The sequence below is a fragment of the Nocardia sp. NPDC047038 genome (assembly GCF_040644075.1).
Classification (GTDB): Bacteria; Actinomycetota; Actinomycetes; order Mycobacteriales; family Mycobacteriaceae; genus Nocardia; species Nocardia sichangensis.
This window is the reverse complement of sequence record NZ_JBEYVQ010000003.1, coordinates 343,231-361,110: the sequence shown is the minus strand read 5'-3', so window position 1 is coordinate 361,110 and position 17,880 is coordinate 343,231. Positions and strand designations below refer to the sequence as shown.

The following is a 17,880-nucleotide window of genomic DNA, read 5'->3' as shown; positions in this document are numbered from 1 at the left end:
TCTGCGGCGTGATCGGAAAACGCGCCCGCTGGGGCCTTCTCGTCGTCGCCCTCGTCGCAGCTGGAGCGCTCGGCGCCGGGCTCACCGCATGGACCGGGACGGATCGGGGGCCGACGGGGATCGCGCTGGTCAATGCCGATGCCGGGCCGACAGGGGCGCGCGTGGTCAAGGCGTTGCAGGACGCGGGCGGCTACGAATGGACCGCCGCGGCGCCGGGTGAGGCGAACACCGACGACTACGCCGCGGTGATCACGCTGCCCGCCGACCTCACGGCGTCTATGGGCACTTTGGCCGGGCCCGAACCGAGGCGGGCCAAGGTCACCGTGGACACGAACGAACACGCCGACGCCGACTTGGTGCACGGCGCGATGACCGCGGTGACGCACCGGATCGGCGCGGCAGGCGTCGACGCCGCGCTCACCGCCGTCGCACAGGCCAGGTCGCAGATGTCGCAGGTGCAGTTCAGCGCCCAGTTGCTCAACGCGGGCGTCGAGGCGGCCGCCGCGGGAGCCGACCAGTTCAGCTCCGGCGCCGATCAGTTGCTCGGCTTCCTGGAGTTCGCGAAATCCGGATCGGCGCAACTCACTTCGGCCATCGCGTTGCTGAACTCCACCGTCGACGGCGCCGCCGCGCAAGCGGGCCGGCTCGCCGCGGCCCTCGATTCGACCGGAATCACGATCGCGCAGGTGGAACGAACGGCGAACACGGTGAGCGGCGGACTCGACCAGATCCTGCCGCTGCTGCGCGCGCTGCCGTTCGCGAGCGACCCGGCACTCGCCGATATCATCGGGAAGCTGGAAGCGCTGCGCGGCGTGTCCGCGCAGGCGGGATCCCAGCTGACCGGCCTCGGCTCGCTCGTCGGCGGCGCGGTCGACCCCGACACCGATCTCGGCACCCTGCTCCGCACCGTCGTCGACCGCCTGACCAGCGCGAGCGCGCAACTGTCCGAAGGCGCGAAACTCGCCGAGGGCCTGCCGCAGCTCGCCGAACAGGGCGGCGCTCAACTGGTCGGCGCCATCGGCCAGCTCACCGGCGGTGTGAGCCAGCTACAGAACATCGTGCGCAACCTGAGCACGCAAACCGACAAGGCGGTGGCCGCGCTGCCGCAACGCAGCAGCACCCAGCAAGCAGCGCTGGCAGCGGCCCTGACCGACCCGGTCGAGATCGTCAGGAAGTAGATACGACGATGGCCCGTCTTCTTCTAATAAGACGGGCCATACGCGAGCCATAAGAGGGCCGCGAACACGCGGCGCCGCCAGACTAGTTGGCGTTCAGCAGGTCGATCACGAAGACCAGCGTCTTGCCGGACAGGGGGTGACCGCCGCCAGCCCCGCCGTAGGCCAGCTCCGGCGGGATGGTCAGCTGACGACGACCGCCGACCTTCATCCCGGGAATGCCGTCCTGCCAGCCCTGGATCAGGCCGCGCAGCGGGAAGGTGATGGACTCGCCGCGGTTCCACGACGAGTCGAACTCTTCGCCGGATTCGAATTCGACGCCCACGTAGTGCACTTCCACGGTGCCGCCGGGCACGGCTTCTTTGCCCTCGCCCTCGATGATGTCCTTGATCACCAGCTCGGTGGGCGCGGGCCCTGCCTGGAACTCGATCTCCGGTTTGGTCATTCGGCTATCCCCTTCGATAGATGGTGGATGGATTTCGTCAGCGATTGTTGATCTCGCGGTAATCGCGAGCGCCGTAGCCGGTGTAGATCTGCCGGGGACGGCCGATCTTCAGCGGCTCGCTGTGCATTTCGCGCCAGTGCGCGATCCAGCCGGGGAGCCGGCCCATCGCGAACAGCACGGTGAACATGCGGGTCGGGAAGCCCATCGCCTTGTAGATGACGCCGGTGTAGAAATCGACGTTCGGGTACAGGCGGCGCTCGATGAAGTAGTCGTCGGTGAGCGCGGCCTCTTCCAGGGCCTGGGCGATGTCGAACAGCTCGTCGTGGCCGCCGAGCTTGCTCAGGATGGCGTCGGCGTGCTTCTTGGCGATCGAGGCGCGCGGGTCGTAGTTGCGGTAGACGCGGTGACCGAAGCCCATGAGCTTCACCCCGTCTTCCTTGTTCTTGACCTTGCGGATGAACTCCTTGACGTCGCTGCCGCTGGCCTTGATGCCGTCGAGCATCTCCAGCACGGCCTGGTTCGCGCCGCCGTGCAGCGGGCCCCACAGCGCGTTGATGCCGCCGGACACCGAGGTGAACAGGTTGGCGTCGGACGAGCCGACCAGGCGCACGGTCGAAGTGGAGCAGTTCTGCTCGTGGTCGGCGTGCAGGATGAGCAGCATGTCCAGCGCCGCGGCGACCTCGGGGTCCACCTCGTAGGGCTCGGCCGGGAAGCCGAAGGTCATCCGCAGGAAGTTCTCCACCAGGCTCAGCGAGTTGTCCGGGTAGAGGAAGGGCTGGCCGACCGACTTCTTGTACGAGTAGGCCGCGATGGTGGGCAGCTTGGCCAGCAGCCGGATGGTGGACAGCTCGACCTGTTCGGGGTCGCGCGGGTCCAGCGAGTCCTGGTAGTAGGCCGACAGGGCGTTCACCGCCGAGGACAGCACCGGCATGGGGTGCGCGTTGCGCGGGAAGCCGTCGAAGAACCGCTTCAGGTCCTCGTGCAACAGGGTGTGCCTGCGGATGCGGTCGGTGAAGTCCTCGAGCTGGGCCTGCGTGGGCAGCTCGCCGTAGATCAGCAGGTAGCTGACCTCGATGAAGGTCGAGGCCGCCGCGAGCTGGTCGATCGGGTAGCCGCGGTAGCGCAGGATGCCCGCCTCACCGTCGATGTAGGTGATCGCCGACTTGGTCGGGGCGGTGTTCATGAAGCCCGGGTCGTACGTCACATACCCGGTGCTGGCCAGCAGCTTTCCCAGCTCGATCCCGTCGTTGCCCTCGGCGGCCCTGGTGACCGTCATCGGGAACTCGCCGCCGGGGTAGGAAAGGACCGGCTTGGCGTCGTCGTCGACGTTGATGATGTTCTCAGCGGGCACGGAAGGATCCCTCTCAGGCTAGAACCACAGGCACCGGCGCGGTGGCGCACGATGCGCTTGCCTCAACGCTAGCCGTTGGCCGACGCGGACAATACCGGAGGGTAGTCCTGCGGCGGCTCACAAACACGTCCCGGCGCGGTGAGGTCCGGTGGCTACCGCGAAACGCGGTCGCCAAGCGTTAGCACTGCACGTCACACGGCGATTTCGGCAGGAGCGCGACCGACACGGTAACGCGTGAAGGCCGGAAACGCGACCGCCGCGATCAGTACACCCACCACCACGAGCGCACCGCCGCCCGCCGCGGCTACAGCGGTACCCAGGCTCGCTGCCGCGAAACCGTGGGCAACATCACCGATGCGCGGGCCGCCCGCGACCACCACGGTGAACACCCCTTGCAGCCGCCCGCGCAGCTCGTCGGTGGCCACCGTCTGCAGCATCGTGACCCGCAGCGCGGCCGAGACCATGTCCACCGCGCCGCCGAAGGCCGAGCACACCAACGCAATCCACAGCCCGGCGCCGAGACCGAGACCGTGGCCGGTGAGCCCGACGGCGAGGCCGAAGCCGACCATGGCCAGCCCCCACAGCGCGATGCAGACCAGCACCGCGAAGCCCTGCCTGCGGATGCGCGGAATCCACCCGGAGAACACGCCGCCGAGCACCGCGCCCGCCGACATAGAGGCGAACAGCAGGCCGAGCGCGACGCCACCGGTCGCCGGGTCGCCGAAGGTCTCGTGCGCGATCTGCGGGAACAGCGCGCGCGGCATGCCGAACACCATGGCGATCACGTCCACCGCGAACGACGCCAGCAGCACCCCTTGCGTGGCGAGGTAACCGAAACCGTCCAGCACGGTGCGGAATCCGGCGCGGCGCACCGTTCCGGTCGGCGGCAACTCGGGCAGCCGCCAGACCGCCCACAACGTGGCCAGCAGCGCGACCGCATCGATCAGGTAGAGCGTGGCGAGTCCGACGACGGGAATGAGCACCCCCGCCAGCACCGGACCAGCGATGGCGCCGAATTGCATCACCGTCATGTTCAGCGAATTCGCGGCGGCCAGTTGGCCTTCCGGCAACAGGCGGGGGATGGTGGCGCTGCGGGTGGGCTGGTTCACCGCGAAGAACGCTTGCTGCACGGCGAACAGGCCGAGCACGAGCCACACGTTGTCCGCCCCTGCCACCGCTTGCAACCAGAAGGCCAGGGCGGTGAGGCCGGTGCCCGAGTTGGTGATCAGCAGGAGCCTGCGCCGATCCAGCACGTCGGCGAGCGCGCCGCCCCACAGGCCGAACACGATCAGTGGCACCAAGCCGAACAGACCGGCCAAGCCGACGTAACCGGAACTGCCGGTGATCTGGAAGATCTGCTGCGGAACCGCGACCACGGACAACTGCGCGCCGATCATGGTGACGATGCCCGAGCTCCAGAGGCGTCGGAAGTCCGGATTGCGCAGCGGAGTGGTGTCGGCGAGCAGTTTCACCGCCGCAGCGTAATCAGTCCTCCCCTCCGGATCGACGCGAGAATTCTCACGCCGGCGCTGGGAATACGTCAGGGCTGCAAGCGCTCGACCGTGGTCCCCGCGTCCCGGATCCGCACCCGGATGCGGTTGTGCAACCGGCCGCGCCGTCCCTGCCAGAACTCGACCTCGTCGGGACGGACCAGGAAACCGCCCCAGTGCGGCGGCACCGGGATCTCGTCGGTATCGGCGAATCGCGCGGTCGTCTCGGCCAGCGTGCGATCCAGTTCGGCCCGGGAGCCGATCGGCTGGGACTGGCGCGAGGCCCAGGCGCCCAGCTGCGAGTCCCGCGGCCTGGAACGCCAGTAGGCCACCGTCGTCTCGGCGGAAACCCGCTCGACCGCGCCGCGCAAGTGCACCTGCCTGCCCAGCGCGGGCCAGACGAAGGTGACCGCGGCATACGGGAGGGCGGTCAACTGAGCGCCCTTGGCCGAGTCGTAGTTCGTGTAGAAGATCACACCCTCCGGAGAGAGCCCTTTGCACAGCACCGTCCGCGCGACCGGCCGCGGCGTGCCGTCGGCCAGCGACACCGTGGCCAGCACCATCGCGTTGGGTTCGGCGATGCCGACCGCGGTGGCCTGTTCGATCCAATGTCGCAGCAGCGGCTCCCAGCCGCCGGCGAGCCAGGTCTCGTCCAAGTCGACGTCGTCGTTGCCGCCGTGCGGTAGGCCGCCGTAGTCGACCCGCATGGCCGCGAGATCCGATGAATTGTCCAGGTCACGCATGGGGCAGACGTTACTCTTCGGTAGCGGGGAGCTAAGGTTTTGATGATCGGCATGTGCTCGTCAAATCCGACAACTTCCCATCGGCGAGAACATGCGACCCAAGTGCAAGGAGAGTCGCGACATGACTACCAGCCCCGCGGTTTCCGGTGGGCAGGCCACCGTTCCCAGCGATTTCGTCAGTGGCCTCGAGGGCGTGGTGGCTTTCACCACCGACATCGCCGAACCGGACAAGGACGGCGGCGCGCTGCGCTACCGCGGAGTCGACATCGAGAACCTGGTCGGGAGCCGGGTGACCTTCGGTGACGTGTGGGCGCTACTTGTCGACGGATCGTTCGGGCGCGGTCTACCGCCCGCCGAGCCGTTCCCGCTCCCGGTGCACACCGGTGACGTGCGCGTGGACGTGCAGGCCGGGCTGGCCATGCTCGCGCCGATCTGGGGCTACCAGCCGCTGCTCGACATCGACGACGAGACCGCTCGCGAGAACCTGGCCCGCGCCTCGGTGATGGCCCTGTCGTACGTCGCGCAGTCGGCGCGCGGCATCTACCAGCCCGCGGTCCCGCAGAAGAAGATCGACGAGTGCACCACGGTCACCGAGCGCTTCATGACCCGCTGGAAGGGTGACCCGGACCCGCGCCACACCGAGGCCATCGACGCCTACTGGGTCTCCGCCGCCGAGCACGGCATGAACGCCTCCACCTTCACCGCCCGGGTGATCGCTTCTACCGGGGCCGACGTCGCGGCGGCGCTGTCCGGCGCGATCGGCGCCATGTCCGGCCCGCTGCACGGCGGCGCGCCCGCGCGCGTGCTGCCGATGATCGAAGAGGTCGAGCGCACCGGCGACGCGCGTGCGCTGGTCAAGGGCATCCTGGACCGCAAGGAGAAGCTGATGGGCTTCGGTCACCGGGTCTACCGGGCCGAGGACCCGCGCGCCCGCGTGCTGCGCGCCACCGCGAAGCGCCTGGCCGCGCCGCGCTACGAAGTCGCCGCCGCACTGGAGCAGGCCGCCCTGGCGGAGCTGCGCGAACGCCGTCCGGACCGCGCCATCGAGACCAACGTGGAGTTCTGGGCCGCGGTGATCCTGGACTTCGCCGAGGTGCCCGCGCACATGATGCCCGCCATGTTCACCTGCGGCCGCACCGCGGGCTGGTGCGCGCACATCCTGGAGCAGAAGCAGCTGGGCAAGCTGGTCCGCCCGGCGGCCATCTACACCGGCCCCTCCCCGCGCAGGCCCGAGGACGTAGCGGGCTGGGCCACGATCGCGCACACGTAGCGCGACCACAGCGTCACGACCGCGAGCCGGACGTGACGGCGGAAGCTGTTGTCCCGCCGTCACGTCCGGCTCGCGTAGCATCCGGGAGGGGAAGCTAGAGGACTAGAGGGATGCTGGACGAAGGAATATCGAGGCGGCGGATGCTCGGCGTCGGCGCCGCTCTGGCCGCAGGATTCGCCGCCACCGGGTGCGGCACCACACAGAACACGGCTCTCACGCAGGCGCGCGCGTCGGTCGCGCCCGGCGCCACCACCGGGACGCGGGCCGCTCCGGTCTCCGCGTCCCTGGACGCGGGCACACCGGTCGCCGTCGCCGCCAGGCACGCCGGGATCTCGCCGAAGCGGTGGGGCGTCGAGATGGCGGGAATCACAAGTGCTTTCACCGCCGCGGGCAAACAGATGGCGCTCACTTTCGACGCCTGCGGCGGGACCGGCAACAACGACATCGACGAGTCGCTGGTGAACTTCCTGATCAGCGAGCGAATTCCGGCGACGTTGTTCCTCAACAAACGCTGGATCGATGCCAACCGCGCGCGTGCCGCGCAGTTGGCGGCGAATCCGCTCTTCGAACTGGCCAATCATGGTGTGGCGCACAAACCGCTGTCGGTGAACGGCCGCGAAGCCTATGGCATCGCGGGAACCGCTTCGGCGCGGGAGGCGGCCGACGAAGTGTGGGCCAACCACGAGTTGCTCACCACGATCACCGGCAAGCCGCCGCGTTTCTTCCGCGCGGGCACCGCGCATTACGACGACGTCGCGGTGTCCATCGTCAACGAATTGGGCGAAACCCCGGTCGGTTTCAGTATCAACGCCGATTTCGGCGCGACGGCGTCGGCCACCCAAGTGCAATCGGCGATGAATGCCGCCGCGCCCGGCGCTATTTCACTGGCCCATATGCATCGGCCGCGCTCCGGAACCGGAGCGGGCATGATCGCGGCGCTGCCGAAGATTCGCGCCATGGGTTTCACCTTCGTGCACCTGTAGCCGCTCGACCGTATTCGCCAGAGGTTTACTCCTCGAGCGAGGCGACCCAGTCGACGGCGACCGTGTCGCCGCGGTCCACTTCGAAGAAGGCGACCTCCAGATGCCTGCCCAGGTCGACCAGCCGGAGGGCGTGCAGCGGCACCGGCTGGACCAGCCGTACCCGCCACGGCTTGGGTTCGTCCCAGGCGCGCAGTTCGAGGTCCAGCCGCAGCACCGGGTCGTCACGACCGGAGTAGTCGGCCGCGACCGGCGCGGCGGCGAGCACGGTGGCGTCGGCGCGGCGGCCGTCGGCGAGGATCTTCGCGATGCTCGCCCGGCCCGCTTCTTCGAGGTCGGGCACGTACAGGACCAGGCGATCGCGGTCGCGCGGGTCCACCCGGCAGCACACCATGTCACCAGGCCGCATCCATTCCAGGTCCGCGTCCGGCACTCGCTGCCGCACCCGGCTCTCGTAGGGGAACTCGCCGGCCAGCTGCACGCGGACCCAGAACACGTGTCCCGGTTCGGTGCGGCGCGGACGCACGCCGAGGATCGTCGCGGTTCCCGCTTCCCCGCGGATCAACAACTCCCGCCGCATCGCGTCCGAGACCGTCGCGCCGCGCAGGCGGAAATTCCGCGCCCGCCGGCGCAGGCGCCACCCCGAGTTAGCTGACGGCATGCTCATGGGCGCTTACGTTAGCCGGAGTGTGGGCGTCGCCACAGCGACACCACCGACTACCCTGTTGGCCATGACCTCTGCGTTTCCGACCATTCCCGACGACCTCAAGCCCGCCGACGGACGGTTCGGCTGCGGCCCCTCCAAGGTGCGCCCGGAGCAGCTGCAGTCGCTGGTGAACGTCGGCGCCTCGGTGTTCGGAACCTCGCATCGGCAGAAGCCGGTCAAGGACGTGGTGGCGCGCGTGCGCTCCGGCTTGCGCGAGCTGTTCGGCCTGCCGGACGGCTACGAGGTGGTACTCGGCAACGGCGGCACCACCGCTTTCTGGGACGCGGCAGCGTTCGGCCTGGTCCGGGAGCGTTCGCTGCACCTGACCAACGGTGAGTTCAGCTCGAAGTTCGCCGCTGTCACCAAGGGCAACCCGTTCATCGGTGACCCGATCGTGGTCTCGGCGGAGCCGGGCAGCGCGCCGGAGCCGGTGTCGGACCCTTCGGCGGACCTGATCGGCTGGGCGCACAACGAGACCTCCACCGGCGTCTCCATCCCGGTGCGACGTCCCGCGGGCTCGGACCACGCGCTCATCGCCATCGACGCCACCTCCGGCGCGGGCGGCCTCCCGGTGACCATCACCGACGCCGACGTCTACTACTTCGCACCGCAGAAGTGCTTCGCCTCCGACGGTGGCCTGTGGGTCGCGCTGATGAGCCCCGCCGCGCTGGCGCGGGTCGAGGAGATCAAGGCGTCGGGCCGCTGGACGCCCGATTTCCTGTCGCTGCCGATCGCGATCGACAACAGCACCAAGGATCAGACCTACAACACCCCCGCGTTGGGCACCCTGCTGCTGTTCGCCGACCAGATCGAGTGGCTCAACAACAACGGCGGCCTGGACTGGGCGGTCAAGCGCACGCTCGACTCCTCCTCGCGCCTGTACTCCTGGGCGGAGTCGAGCGAATACGCCACCCCGTACGTCACGGACCCGGCGCACCGCTCGCAGGTGGTCGGCACCATCGACTTCGCCGACTCGGTCGACGCGGCCGCGGTCGCGAAGATCCTGCGCGCCAACGGCATCGTGGACACCGAGCCCTACCGCAAGCTGGGCCGCAACCAGCTGCGTATCGGCATGTTCCCGGCGATCGATCCGGACGACGTCAGCCAGCTGACCCGCGCCATCGACTGGGTCGTGCAGAATCTCGGCTGAGCGCCGCCTATTTCGGTCCGGAGTGCGCAACACGCCCGGGATCGACACGCCGCAGAATTAGCCATAGCGGAACGAACAGAGCAGATTAGCGGGGCACGGACGTCTCCGAGGAGATTTCCGTGCCGCGTGTCCTGCCCCATGAATCTCAGATGTGCACTACTGTTTCGGAAAGTGGGCGGTGTCGCGAGTCGACGCGATAAGGAGGTAACGGTGCGTGAACTTCGAGTGATCGGGGTGACGCCCGACTCCACGCACATCGTGTGTATCGACACCGAGTCCGGTCAGAAGTTCCGGCTGCCCGCCGACGACAAACTGCGAGCCGCCGCGCGCGGAGACCTTGCCCGATTCGGCCAGATCGAGATCGAAATGGAAGCAACTATGCGTCCCCGCGATATCCAGGCCCGTATTCGAGCAGGGGCCTCAGTGGAACAGGTCACCGAAGAATCCGGAATGCCGGCCAGTCGCGTCGAGCGATTCGCCTATCCGGTGCTGTTGGAGCGAGCCCGCGCCGCCGAACTCGCCCAGAAGGCCCACCCGGTCCGTCCCGACGGTCCCGCCGTCGACATCCTCATCGATGTGGTCACCGCCGCGTTCACCGCGCGCGGGCACAACATCGAGGGCGCCGAATGGGACGCCTGGAAGGACGAGAAGGGTTACTGGGTCGCCCAGTTGCAGTGGCAGAACGGACGATCCGAGATCGCCGCGCACTGGCGCTACCAGCCCGACGCGCACGGGGGTTCGGTTTCTCCGCTCGACGACCCGGCCTCCGATCTGATCGATCCGGATTTCGGACGCGCGCTGCGCGGACTGGCCACGATCGTGCCTCCGGAACCCGAGCCCGCGCCGCCGCAGCCGGAGCCGGTGGCCGAACCGCGTCCCGCCCCGGCCGCACCGCCCGCGCGCACCGCGAGCCGACAGAGCCAGCCGACGCTGGACGAGTACTACGAACAGCGGGCCGTCGCGGCCGGTGGCAGCGCCGCCGCGATCCCGCCGGGCAACGCCACGGCGCCCGCCGCGGCTACGCCTCCCGCGCCTCCCGCGGCCGCCGCCAACGCGACGCCTACCGCCGGTGCCGCCGCGCCACCGGCCGTCACCGTGGACACCCCCGCGCCGACGCCCGCCGTGCCCGAAGAGCCCGCGAAGCCCGCGGCCAAGGCTCCGGCGAAGCCGACGCGCAGCAAGCGCGGCAAGGCCCCGATGCCGTCCTGGGAGGACGTACTGCTCGGGGTACGCAGCTCGGGTCACTGAGCGCCGCCCGCCACCGCGGGTCTTCGTCGTACCGATCAGTCACGTCAGCGCGGTTCCAGGTGTCCATCGCGGGACGCGTAAGCGCGCGAAATCAGTGGTCACGAACCGGCGTTCGTGGTGCGAAGCCGCACCGAGGCCGGTGCGGTGCGAGTAGATTTCGGTGTGGTCGACGACGAGCGCCGACGGTGACCGCAGCGATGCCGCGGCCTATGCCTTCGTGCGTTGCTCGAAGTTCGCTGAGTTCGATTCGTGCGACTATCGGGAGGTGCCGGAATGCTGTCCAAGGCTTGGTCGCTCTGGTACGTCGACGCACCGGACCCCCTGGCGGTACTGCGCGCGAACCACAACCCGGACCCCCAAGCCGCGCTGGCACTGGCCAAGCAACTGCACCAGGACCGCGACGTGCAGCCGATCCTGGCAGGCACGCTGGCTGGTTGCGCGGGCCCGGCGATCGACGAGGTCTGCATCGGCTGCTTTCCGGGCGTGACGGTGCTGTGCTCGGCCCAGGCCGCGCGCATCCACCCGACCGAGATCCCGGAGTTGCTGGTACGTCCGCTGGCCTCGGAGCACACCTACCTGGTGTCGTTCGACGTCGAGCACGGCTGGGGCGCGTTCGCGCACTGGGAGCGCGGCGAGTTCCGCAGGTCGTTCAGCTCGACCCGGGTGTACATCCTGGAGGACGAGGGACTTCCGCTGGTATGGGAACGGTCCTACTGGGCCGGCGAGCATCCGGTGCGCTGGCGCGCGGGCGAACTGCCCGACCCTCAGTCGCTGCCGTTCGATCCGCCCGACTTCGCCGACGCTGCCAACAACGAATGGCTGGGTTTCCACTACCGCGGGGCCGCCGCATCCGGCGCGCTCGGCCCGGGGGACATACCTATCTGCAAGTTCGCACTGCACCCGAAGGGCAAGCTGCCCACCTCGGGGCTGCGCGGCTCAACCGACGGCGGGGCGCACACGACCTCGCGCAAGCGCGGCCTGTTCGGCTGGCTGCGCGGACACGACCCCGTCGGTTAGCCGCGTCGCCCCGCGGCACCGGCCGTGTCAACCGAATAGTCCGCCCAGCAGCAATATGACCCACCCGAGCAGCACGCCCGCCGCGCCGCCTCCGATCACCCACCGTGTCACCGGTGCGAAACGCCAACGCCATGCGGTGGGCGCGGCGCCGCCGGCCGCGACCAGATTCACCGCCACCGCGAGTAACGGATGCACTTCGGCCAGCGCGGCCCCGAAGGCATAGACCGCGACCGCCGACAGCAGCGCCACCAGGAATGCCACGGTGAGGCCCGCGCCCCACGGTGTCGGGTCCTGGTAGGACGGATACGGCCGGTACGGTCCGGTCACGCCGTCCTCACCCGCTCATAGAACGCCATCGCGGCCGCGGTAGCCACATTCAGTGAATCGGTGCCCGGCGTCATGGGGATGCGCGCGCGGACGTCGGTGGCCCGCATGGCCTCCTCGGTCAGTCCCGGTCCCTCGGCTCCGAGCAGCAACGCCACCCGCTCCCCCGTCATCGCCGCGGCCAGATTCGCCGCCGCCGGGTCGGGCGTGAGGGCGATGATCTGGAATCCCTTGCGCCGCAGTATATCCAGACCATCCGGCCAATCCGGCACGGATGCGAACGGCACGCGCAGCACATGTCCCATCGACACCCGGACGGCGCGGCGGTACAGCGGGTCGGCGCAGCGGTCGCCGAACAGGATCGCGTCGGCGCCGAGCCCGGCGGCGTTGCGGAACATGGCGCCGAGATTCTCGTGGTCGTTGACGCCTTCGAGGACCGCGACCGTGCGCGCCTTCTCGATCACCTCGTCCAGGCCGAGATCGGTGGGGCGGCGGGCGACGGCAAGCACGCCGCGGTTGAGGTGGAATCCGACCACCTCGGCCATCACCTCGGCCGTGGCGCGGTAGTACGGCACGTCGACGGTCACCAGGTCGTCGGCGAGTTCGGCGCGCCTGCGCTCCACTCCGAGCAGGGCGGTCGGCACGAAACGCGAATCGAGCATGCGCTGGACCACCACGACGCCCTCGGCGATCACCAGCCCTTTGCGCCCGGGTAGATCGGGCCTGCGATCGGCCGACTTGAGATCGCGGAAGTCGTCGACCCGTGGGTCGGCGGGGTCATCGATGTCGATCACTTCGGCCACCGCTCCATCCTGCCGGGCGGCCGCGGCCGGGTCCGAATCGGTGTTCGCCGCGCGGTCGCGGACGGCGAAAATGCGGTGCGGGCAGGTACGCGGGCGTGGGATGGTCGAGGCATGACCCTGCCGGGAATCACCATTCGGTCGGCCACCGCGGACGACGCGGCCGCGATCACGACGCTGGTGGAGACCTCGTTCGGCACCCGCTACGACCCGGCCGAGGTGGACCCGAATCCACTGCTGTTCCCACCGGAGAACTCGATAGTCGCGGTCGAGGGTGGAGAGGTCGTCGGGCACACGCAGTCCACCACCATGACGGTGACCGTGCCCGGCGAGCGGACCGTGCGGGTGTGCGGCATCGCGGGCGTCGGCGTCGCACCGACGCACCGGCGGCGCGGCATCCTCCGCGCCATGTACACCGAACAGCATCGACGCGTCGAGGCCGACGGCTTGCCTCTGACCATGTTCACCGCGAGCGAGGGCGGCATCTACGGCCGATTCGGTTACGGTCCCGCGACACGGGAGAACGCGGTGGGCATCGAGCGGCGCTTCGCCGAATTCCTCCCCTCGGCACCCGATCCCGGCGGTGTGACGCTGCGCCCGCCGAGCGAGCTGCGCGCGGCGGCGGAGGCGATCTACGACCGATGGCGCAGGCTGGTGCCCGGCGCGCAGGTACGTCCTGCGGCGGCCTGGGACATCGTGTTCGATGATCCGCAACGCTACCGGGAGGGCGGGACCACCCTGTTCGGACTCCTGCACGCCGACGGCTACGCGCTGTATCGGTACCACGCGGACGGCAGGGCACGGACGGTGGAAGTCGCCGAGATGCGGACGGTCACGGCCGAGGCACACGCGGCCCTGTGGCGGGCCTTGCTCGGACTCGACCTGGTGCGACGGGTGGATGCCGTGCTCACCGACCACGACCCGCTGCCCTATCTGCTGACCGATCCCCGCCTGGTGCGCACCACCGCCCGCTACGACGGGCTGTGGCTGCGACTGATGGACGTCCCGGCGGCACTGACAGCACGCGCTTACGCGAGCGACTTGGACGTGACGCTAGAGGTGACCGATCCCTTCCGGAACGCGGGCGGCACGTTCGCACTGCGCGTGCGGAACGGAGAGGCCGAATGCGAGCCGACCGATCGCGCGGCCGATATCGAGCTGGGCATCGACGTGCTCGGCAGCATGTATCTCGGCGCGTATCCCGCGCGAGTGTTCGCCGCGGCGAACCGGTTGCGGGCGAAAGACGCCGCGCAGCTGCGTACCTTCGACGACGCCTTCCGCGCGGAGCGGGACGCGATGCTCGGTTGGTTCTTCTGACGACGCGCGGCGGGCCGCGGGCTGGCATGCTGGTCTCATGAAGCCGATTCAGCTGATCCTCAACATCCTGTGGCTCGTCTTCGCTGGATTCTGGCTGGCGCTCGGCTACATCGCGGCGGGGATCATCTGCTTCATCCTGATCATCACGATTCCCTTCGGCATCGCGTCGTTCCGGATCGCCGCCTACGTGCTGTGGCCGTTCGGCCGGACCACCGTGGAGAAGCCCGGCGCGGGCGCGGGCTCGCTGATCGGCAACATCATCTGGTTCATCGTCGCGGGGTGGTGGCTCGCGCTCGGGCATCTGCTCACCAGCATTCCGCTGTTCCTGTCGATCATCGGCATTCCGTTCGGCTGGGCGAACCTAAAGTTCATACCGATCTCGCTGTTCCCCCTGGGGCGGGAGATCGTGGACAGTGATCGGCCGTTCGGCGCGCAATAGCAGCAGGTCCACCAGGGTTTCCATCGCTCGAGGCCGTGGAAGAAGAGCTGCGCCATCTCGCGACGACACTGTGATCCGCATCACAGTGTGTTAACGAAATCACACCTCCATGCGAAGGTTAGCTAGAAGGTAACTGATTTATTTCCAGTGCCCACAGCGTCCCGAGCGGGCGCCGAGCCGACCGCACGGAGGGCTCCACCATGACCGACCGAACCGCCCGCCGGGCCGACTCGGACACCGCGCCACTCGCGCCGATCGCGGTGACTTTGGGAGTGCTGCTGCTGATCGGCGCGGCCACCCAGCTCACGCACCTGCCCCGATGGGCCGACGACTACGGAGTTCTGGTCTATCCGGCCTTCGTCCTGTGCCTGGCCATCGCGGGCGGCCTGCTGTGGTGGGGCGCCGGAATCATCCGGGCCAAGCGTTGATCCGAGCCTTCGGCGGCGTATGCGACGAACTCCGTTGCGGCCGTGGCGCTACTCGGATTCCGCGACGATCTGCTTCATGATCGCCACGGCACGGGTGAGCACGACGAGTTGGTCCTCGGTGAGCGTCGACAGCTGCTCGGTCATCCATGCCTCGCGGGCGCTGGCTTCGTCGGCGATGAGCGCGCGCCCCGCCGGGGACAGCGAGACGATGATCTGACGGCCATCGGTCGGATGCGGATTGCGCTCTACCAGATCCAGGTCGGTGAGCGAGGCGATGACACGGGTCATCGACGGAGGCTGGACGCGTTCCTTGGCGGCGAGTGCCCCCGGGGTCATCGCGCCCTCGCGCGCCAGCGTGGCGAGCGCGGAGAGTTGAGTCAGCGAAATCTGCGAGTCGGCACGACGGCCGCGCAGGTGTCGCGTCAGTCGAACGACCGCCAGCGAGAGCTCACCAGCAAGGGCTCTGACATCCGATGGCGTTGTCACAGTGGCAAACGATACGGGACCGAGGGCGGCCGGTCGCGGCTTCCCGCCATGGTGCGGCCACCTCGTCTTCGCGCGGGCGGCGGACTCCTCCCAGCCGGGCCGATTAGGCTTGACCCGTGACACAGAACGTCCCGCAGCTTCCGCCGCGCCTGACCGACCCGCGCCCCGTGCTCGCGGTCGGCAGCGCGCTGTGGCTGATCGCCACCGTGGTGGTGTGGGCGGGCGGCGACCGGTGGGCGTCGGCACGTCCGGTCTGCCTGATGGGCCTGGTGGTGGGGCTGATCGGACTGGTCATCTATCTGGTTCAGCGCCGCGGCGCGCGGCGCGGGGACAAGGGCGCGCAGACGGGCTTGTAGCCGACCTGGTTACCTTCGGACCAGCTCGAATTCGTCGGTCGTGCCGGTGAGCGGGTAGAGCGCGCCGCCGGGATCCAGACGGGTGGCGTAGTGCTGGAAGCGATAGCGTCCCGGCTCGGCATCGAGAGGGATGTCCCAGGTGAACCGGGCCACCGACTCGGCGAGCCCGCGCTTGCTCCAGTGGTATTTCACCGCCCACTCGCCCTCGTTGGCCACCCGCACCCATTCGCCGGAAGCATTCCTGCGCTGCACTTCCAGGAATGTCCCGTTACGCCGATTGTCGTGTTTCGGGTGGGCCGAGACGAATTCGGCCAGCACTTGGTCTCCGGGACCGTAGGACGGGTGCGGTTGCACGAGCACGTCACCGAAGTCGCGACCCGGCGCGGCCGCGTCCGGACCCGCGCCCGGCTGGAAGTTCGGTTGCAGCTGGGACACATCGCGCGGGGCCGGGCCGCGCGGCACCGGTCCACGGGCGGCGAATGCGGTAGCCAGACGGGTGAACTCCTGCTGATAGGCGCACAGCGTGTAGCGGCCGAACAGCGTCGAAGCGCCCTCGTACTGCTGGGAGTCGTATTCCTCTGGCGTGGTGACGTATTCGTGGTAGGCGTTCGCGTATCCCTGCATGAGCACCTGCTCCAGCGGGACGCTCAGCGCCGCGGCGACAGCCTTGCGAATGCGCAGGCCCGACGTGATGGTGAACTCGCCGCCCGCGGCGGCCAGATAGAGCTCGCCGATGCGAACGAGCTGAATCGGCACCACATTCGGCACCCATGGCACCGGAGGCAGCAGGCCCAGCGGCACGGCGATCGCTTTCGGCGCCTGCGCGTCCGCCAGCCAGGCCGGCGCGGGCTGGGCCGGATCGCCGAGCGACTCGATAAACGGGTTGCGCACGCCCTCCGGGATCGGGCCGCCGGGCAGACCCGGGCCGTCCTCGACGCTTCCCGCGATCAGCGAGACTCCCGCCGCGGCCGGTGCGGTGCGTCGCGGCAGGCCGTCCGGCGTGAAACGGCCGTCTACCGCGATGTCCGCCAGGTCGATGTAGCAGAGCGTCCCGTCGACCGGGCCGGAGATCGACCGAGCCTGGGCCACCGCTTCTTTCGACGCCGCGTACTGCCGCTCGCCGAGGATGCGGGTGTTCTCGAACTCGTCCTCGGTGGGACCGGAGCCTTGGCGCAGGTTCAGGTTCGGGGACATGTCACCGGCGTTGGTCTGCGCGAAGGCAGCGACGAACGCGGGTTTGCCGTCCAGGTAACGCACGCCGTGCTCGATGTGCTCGGCGGAGAACGCGGCGTAGCCCTTGTTGTCCGAGCTGATCAATCGGTTCGTGTTGGTCATGGACGTGTTGTGCGTGGCGAACCAGGTGATGGTCCCCGCCGTTCGCCCGCCCTTGCGCAAGACGAGAGTGGTCACGGCGGGGTCTATGGCATCCGGGAAATGCTGTTTGTCCGCAGGCGGATTGAGCTCCCAAGCCACGCGCGACCGATTCACGCTCGCGTTGTGCAGCTCGGCGCGGCCGAGGGACAGCGAGCCGGGGCCGAGATCGGCGTGCGCGGCGGCGATCGCCTCGACGATCCCGTTCACCTCGGCGTCGTACACCTGCTGCTGGAAACCGAGGATGGACAGGTTGTAGGCGTAGTCGTTGCTGGAGCCGCCGCAGGTCGCGTGCGAATGGGTCGATGTGAGCAGGACGTTCTGCTCGGTGTACAGGTCGCCGAAACGCCGGGCCAGTTCGGTCAGCACGCCGCGGTGCACTGACTGGAAGATCATTCCGTTCTCGGCGACCACGAAGACGATCCGCCGCCCCGCGCCGCCGATGATGAACGCCCGCGCCCGCGGGCGCAGGTGGATGCCCGCGGTCTGCTGCTCGAGCTGGGAGTAGCCCATCATTCCGCATTCGGCGGCCGGGCCGGTGATGTCGGAGAGTCCGACACCGATCTCGTAACCGCCGGGATCCGGTGCGGCGGCCGCCGGAACGCCGAGTGCGTCGCTCATCCCGGGCACCGTCGCGGCCGCGAGCGTGGCGGACCCGATCGCCGTCCGAGTCAGAACAGTTCGGCGTGACACCGGCATACCCGTCTCCTTCTGTCCCGATGCAGCGAACCACACAACTGGTCACTCGTCCAGTCCAGATTTTTTCCACCCTTGAATTGACTGC

The 17,880-nt window shown here is 69.0% G+C and carries 19 protein-coding genes; 10 read left to right on the top strand and 9 right to left on the bottom strand.

What is annotated here, in order from left to right; translation table 11 throughout:
* The first annotated feature begins 8 nt into the window (after positions 1-8).
* Positions 9-1,178, top strand: coding sequence for a hypothetical protein (locus ABZ824_RS15215; protein ID WP_356963712.1), 1,170 nt, complete (start codon positions 9-11; stop codon positions 1,176-1,178).
* 82 nt (positions 1,179-1,260) lie between these two features.
* Here the strand turns inward: ABZ824_RS15215 and ABZ824_RS15210 are convergent, their stop codons facing one another.
* From ABZ824_RS15210 to pdxH, 4 genes are all read right to left on the bottom strand, one after another.
* Entirely contained in the window at positions 1,261-1,620 is a 360-nt protein-coding gene (locus ABZ824_RS15210) for an FKBP-type peptidyl-prolyl cis-trans isomerase (RefSeq protein WP_355074928.1), read from the bottom strand.
* 37 nt (positions 1,621-1,657) lie between these two features.
* Complete coding sequence (locus ABZ824_RS15205) at positions 1,658-2,971, bottom strand: citrate synthase (RefSeq protein WP_083880375.1); 1,314 nt, start codon at positions 2,969-2,971, stop codon at positions 1,658-1,660.
* Positions 2,972-3,162: 191 nt separating this feature from the next.
* Positions 3,163-4,443, bottom strand: a complete 1,281-nt coding sequence (locus tag ABZ824_RS15200) for an MFS transporter (RefSeq protein WP_356963711.1) — start codon at positions 4,441-4,443, stop codon at positions 3,163-3,165.
* A gap of 68 nt (positions 4,444-4,511) precedes the next feature.
* Positions 4,512-5,204, bottom strand: a complete 693-nt coding sequence (pdxH, locus tag ABZ824_RS15195) for a pyridoxamine 5'-phosphate oxidase (protein ID WP_355074932.1) — start codon at positions 5,202-5,204, stop codon at positions 4,512-4,514.
* A gap of 121 nt (positions 5,205-5,325) precedes the next feature.
* Here pdxH and ABZ824_RS15190 point away from each other — a divergent pair, with 121 nt between their 5' ends.
* Positions 5,326-6,474, top strand: coding sequence for a citrate synthase 2 (locus ABZ824_RS15190; RefSeq protein ID WP_356963710.1), 1,149 nt, complete (start codon positions 5,326-5,328; stop codon positions 6,472-6,474).
* A 110-nt stretch (positions 6,475-6,584) separates the two neighbouring features.
* Positions 6,585-7,457, top strand: a complete 873-nt coding sequence (locus tag ABZ824_RS15185; RefSeq protein WP_356963709.1) for a polysaccharide deacetylase family protein — start codon at positions 6,585-6,587, stop codon at positions 7,455-7,457.
* A gap of 25 nt (positions 7,458-7,482) precedes the next feature.
* On the opposite strand, the gene ABZ824_RS15180 is transcribed toward ABZ824_RS15185, so the two are convergent.
* On the bottom strand, positions 7,483-8,121 hold the full coding sequence (locus ABZ824_RS15180) for a hypothetical protein (protein ID WP_356963708.1): 639 nt from the start codon (positions 8,119-8,121) through the stop codon (positions 7,483-7,485).
* A 64-nt stretch (positions 8,122-8,185) separates the two neighbouring features.
* On the opposite strand from ABZ824_RS15180, the gene serC reads away from it, so the two are divergent.
* The 3 genes from serC to ABZ824_RS15165 all read left to right on the top strand — a co-directional run bounded on the left by serC (position 8,186) and on the right by ABZ824_RS15165 (position 11,575).
* Positions 8,186-9,310 (top strand): phosphoserine transaminase, encoded by a 1,125-nt coding sequence (serC, locus tag ABZ824_RS15175; RefSeq protein WP_355074939.1) that lies wholly within the window; start codon positions 8,186-8,188, stop codon positions 9,308-9,310.
* 210 nt (positions 9,311-9,520) lie between these two features.
* The gene (gene sepH, locus ABZ824_RS15170; RefSeq protein WP_356963707.1) at positions 9,521-10,558 is read left to right on the top strand and encodes a septation protein SepH; all 1,038 of its coding nucleotides are present in this window, start codon (positions 9,521-9,523) and stop codon (positions 10,556-10,558) included.
* 273 nt (positions 10,559-10,831) lie between these two features.
* The gene (locus tag ABZ824_RS15165; protein ID WP_356963706.1) at positions 10,832-11,575 is read left to right on the top strand and encodes a hypothetical protein; all 744 of its coding nucleotides are present in this window, start codon (positions 10,832-10,834) and stop codon (positions 11,573-11,575) included.
* A 27-nt stretch (positions 11,576-11,602) separates the two neighbouring features.
* Here the strand turns inward: ABZ824_RS15165 and ABZ824_RS15160 are convergent, their stop codons facing one another.
* A complete protein-coding gene (locus tag ABZ824_RS15160; RefSeq protein ID WP_355074945.1) occupies positions 11,603-11,902 on the bottom strand; it encodes a DUF2537 domain-containing protein in 300 nt (99 codons plus the stop codon).
* The gene (locus ABZ824_RS15155) at positions 11,899-12,702 is read right to left on the bottom strand and encodes an RNA methyltransferase (RefSeq protein ID WP_356963705.1); all 804 of its coding nucleotides are present in this window, start codon (positions 12,700-12,702) and stop codon (positions 11,899-11,901) included. Before ABZ824_RS15155 ends, ABZ824_RS15160 begins: the two co-directional genes overlap by 4 nt.
* 111 nt (positions 12,703-12,813) lie before the next feature.
* Between ABZ824_RS15155 and ABZ824_RS15150 the strand changes: the two genes are divergently transcribed.
* The 3 genes from ABZ824_RS15150 to ABZ824_RS15140 all read left to right on the top strand — a co-directional run bounded on the left by ABZ824_RS15150 (position 12,814) and on the right by ABZ824_RS15140 (position 14,883).
* Positions 12,814-14,016 carry a GNAT family N-acetyltransferase gene (locus ABZ824_RS15150; RefSeq protein WP_356963704.1) on the top strand — a complete coding sequence of 401 codons (1,203 nt, stop codon included), beginning with the start codon at positions 12,814-12,816 and terminating at the stop codon, positions 14,014-14,016.
* Positions 14,017-14,053: 37 nt separating this feature from the next.
* Positions 14,054-14,455, top strand: a complete 402-nt coding sequence (locus ABZ824_RS15145) for a YccF domain-containing protein (protein WP_355074951.1) — start codon at positions 14,054-14,056, stop codon at positions 14,453-14,455.
* A 200-nt stretch (positions 14,456-14,655) separates the two neighbouring features.
* On the top strand, positions 14,656-14,883 hold the full coding sequence (locus tag ABZ824_RS15140) for a hypothetical protein (protein WP_355074953.1): 228 nt from the start codon (positions 14,656-14,658) through the stop codon (positions 14,881-14,883).
* Between the two features lie 48 nt (positions 14,884-14,931).
* On the opposite strand, the gene ABZ824_RS15135 is transcribed toward ABZ824_RS15140, so the two are convergent.
* On the bottom strand, positions 14,932-15,369 hold the full coding sequence (locus ABZ824_RS15135; RefSeq protein ID WP_355074955.1) for a MarR family transcriptional regulator: 438 nt from the start codon (positions 15,367-15,369) through the stop codon (positions 14,932-14,934).
* 116 nt (positions 15,370-15,485) lie between these two features.
* Between ABZ824_RS15135 and ABZ824_RS15130 the strand changes: the two genes are divergently transcribed.
* A complete protein-coding gene (locus ABZ824_RS15130) occupies positions 15,486-15,725 on the top strand; it encodes a DUF2530 domain-containing protein (protein WP_355074957.1) in 240 nt (79 codons plus the stop codon).
* Positions 15,726-15,734: 9 nt separating this feature from the next.
* On the opposite strand, the gene ABZ824_RS15125 is transcribed toward ABZ824_RS15130, so the two are convergent.
* Entirely contained in the window at positions 15,735-17,795 is a 2,061-nt protein-coding gene (locus tag ABZ824_RS15125) for a neutral/alkaline ceramidase (RefSeq protein ID WP_356963703.1), read from the bottom strand.
* Positions 17,796-17,880 lie beyond the last annotated feature (85 nt).

Coding starts and splice junctions, on each gene's coding strand:
- ABZ824_RS15210 (WP_355074928.1), bottom strand. CDS start 1,620: ATGACCAAACCGGAGATCGAGTTCCAGGCAGGGCCCGCGCCCACCGAG.
- pdxH (WP_355074932.1), bottom strand. CDS start 5,204: ATGCGTGACCTGGACAATTCATCGGATCTCGCGGCCATGCGGGTCGAC.
- ABZ824_RS15190 (WP_356963710.1), top strand. CDS start 5,326: ATGACTACCAGCCCCGCGGTTTCCGGTGGGCAGGCCACCGTTCCCAGC.
- ABZ824_RS15185 (WP_356963709.1), top strand. CDS start 6,585: ATGCTGGACGAAGGAATATCGAGGCGGCGGATGCTCGGCGTCGGCGCC.
- ABZ824_RS15180 (WP_356963708.1), bottom strand. CDS start 8,121: ATGAGCATGCCGTCAGCTAACTCGGGGTGGCGCCTGCGCCGGCGGGCG.
- serC (WP_355074939.1), top strand. CDS start 8,186: ATGACCTCTGCGTTTCCGACCATTCCCGACGACCTCAAGCCCGCCGAC.
- ABZ824_RS15165 (WP_356963706.1), top strand. CDS start 10,832: ATGCTGTCCAAGGCTTGGTCGCTCTGGTACGTCGACGCACCGGACCCC.
- ABZ824_RS15150 (WP_356963704.1), top strand. CDS start 12,814: ATGACCCTGCCGGGAATCACCATTCGGTCGGCCACCGCGGACGACGCG.
- ABZ824_RS15145 (WP_355074951.1), top strand. CDS start 14,054: ATGAAGCCGATTCAGCTGATCCTCAACATCCTGTGGCTCGTCTTCGCT.
- ABZ824_RS15140 (WP_355074953.1), top strand. CDS start 14,656: ATGACCGACCGAACCGCCCGCCGGGCCGACTCGGACACCGCGCCACTC.
- ABZ824_RS15125 (WP_356963703.1), bottom strand. CDS start 17,795: ATGCCGGTGTCACGCCGAACTGTTCTGACTCGGACGGCGATCGGGTCC.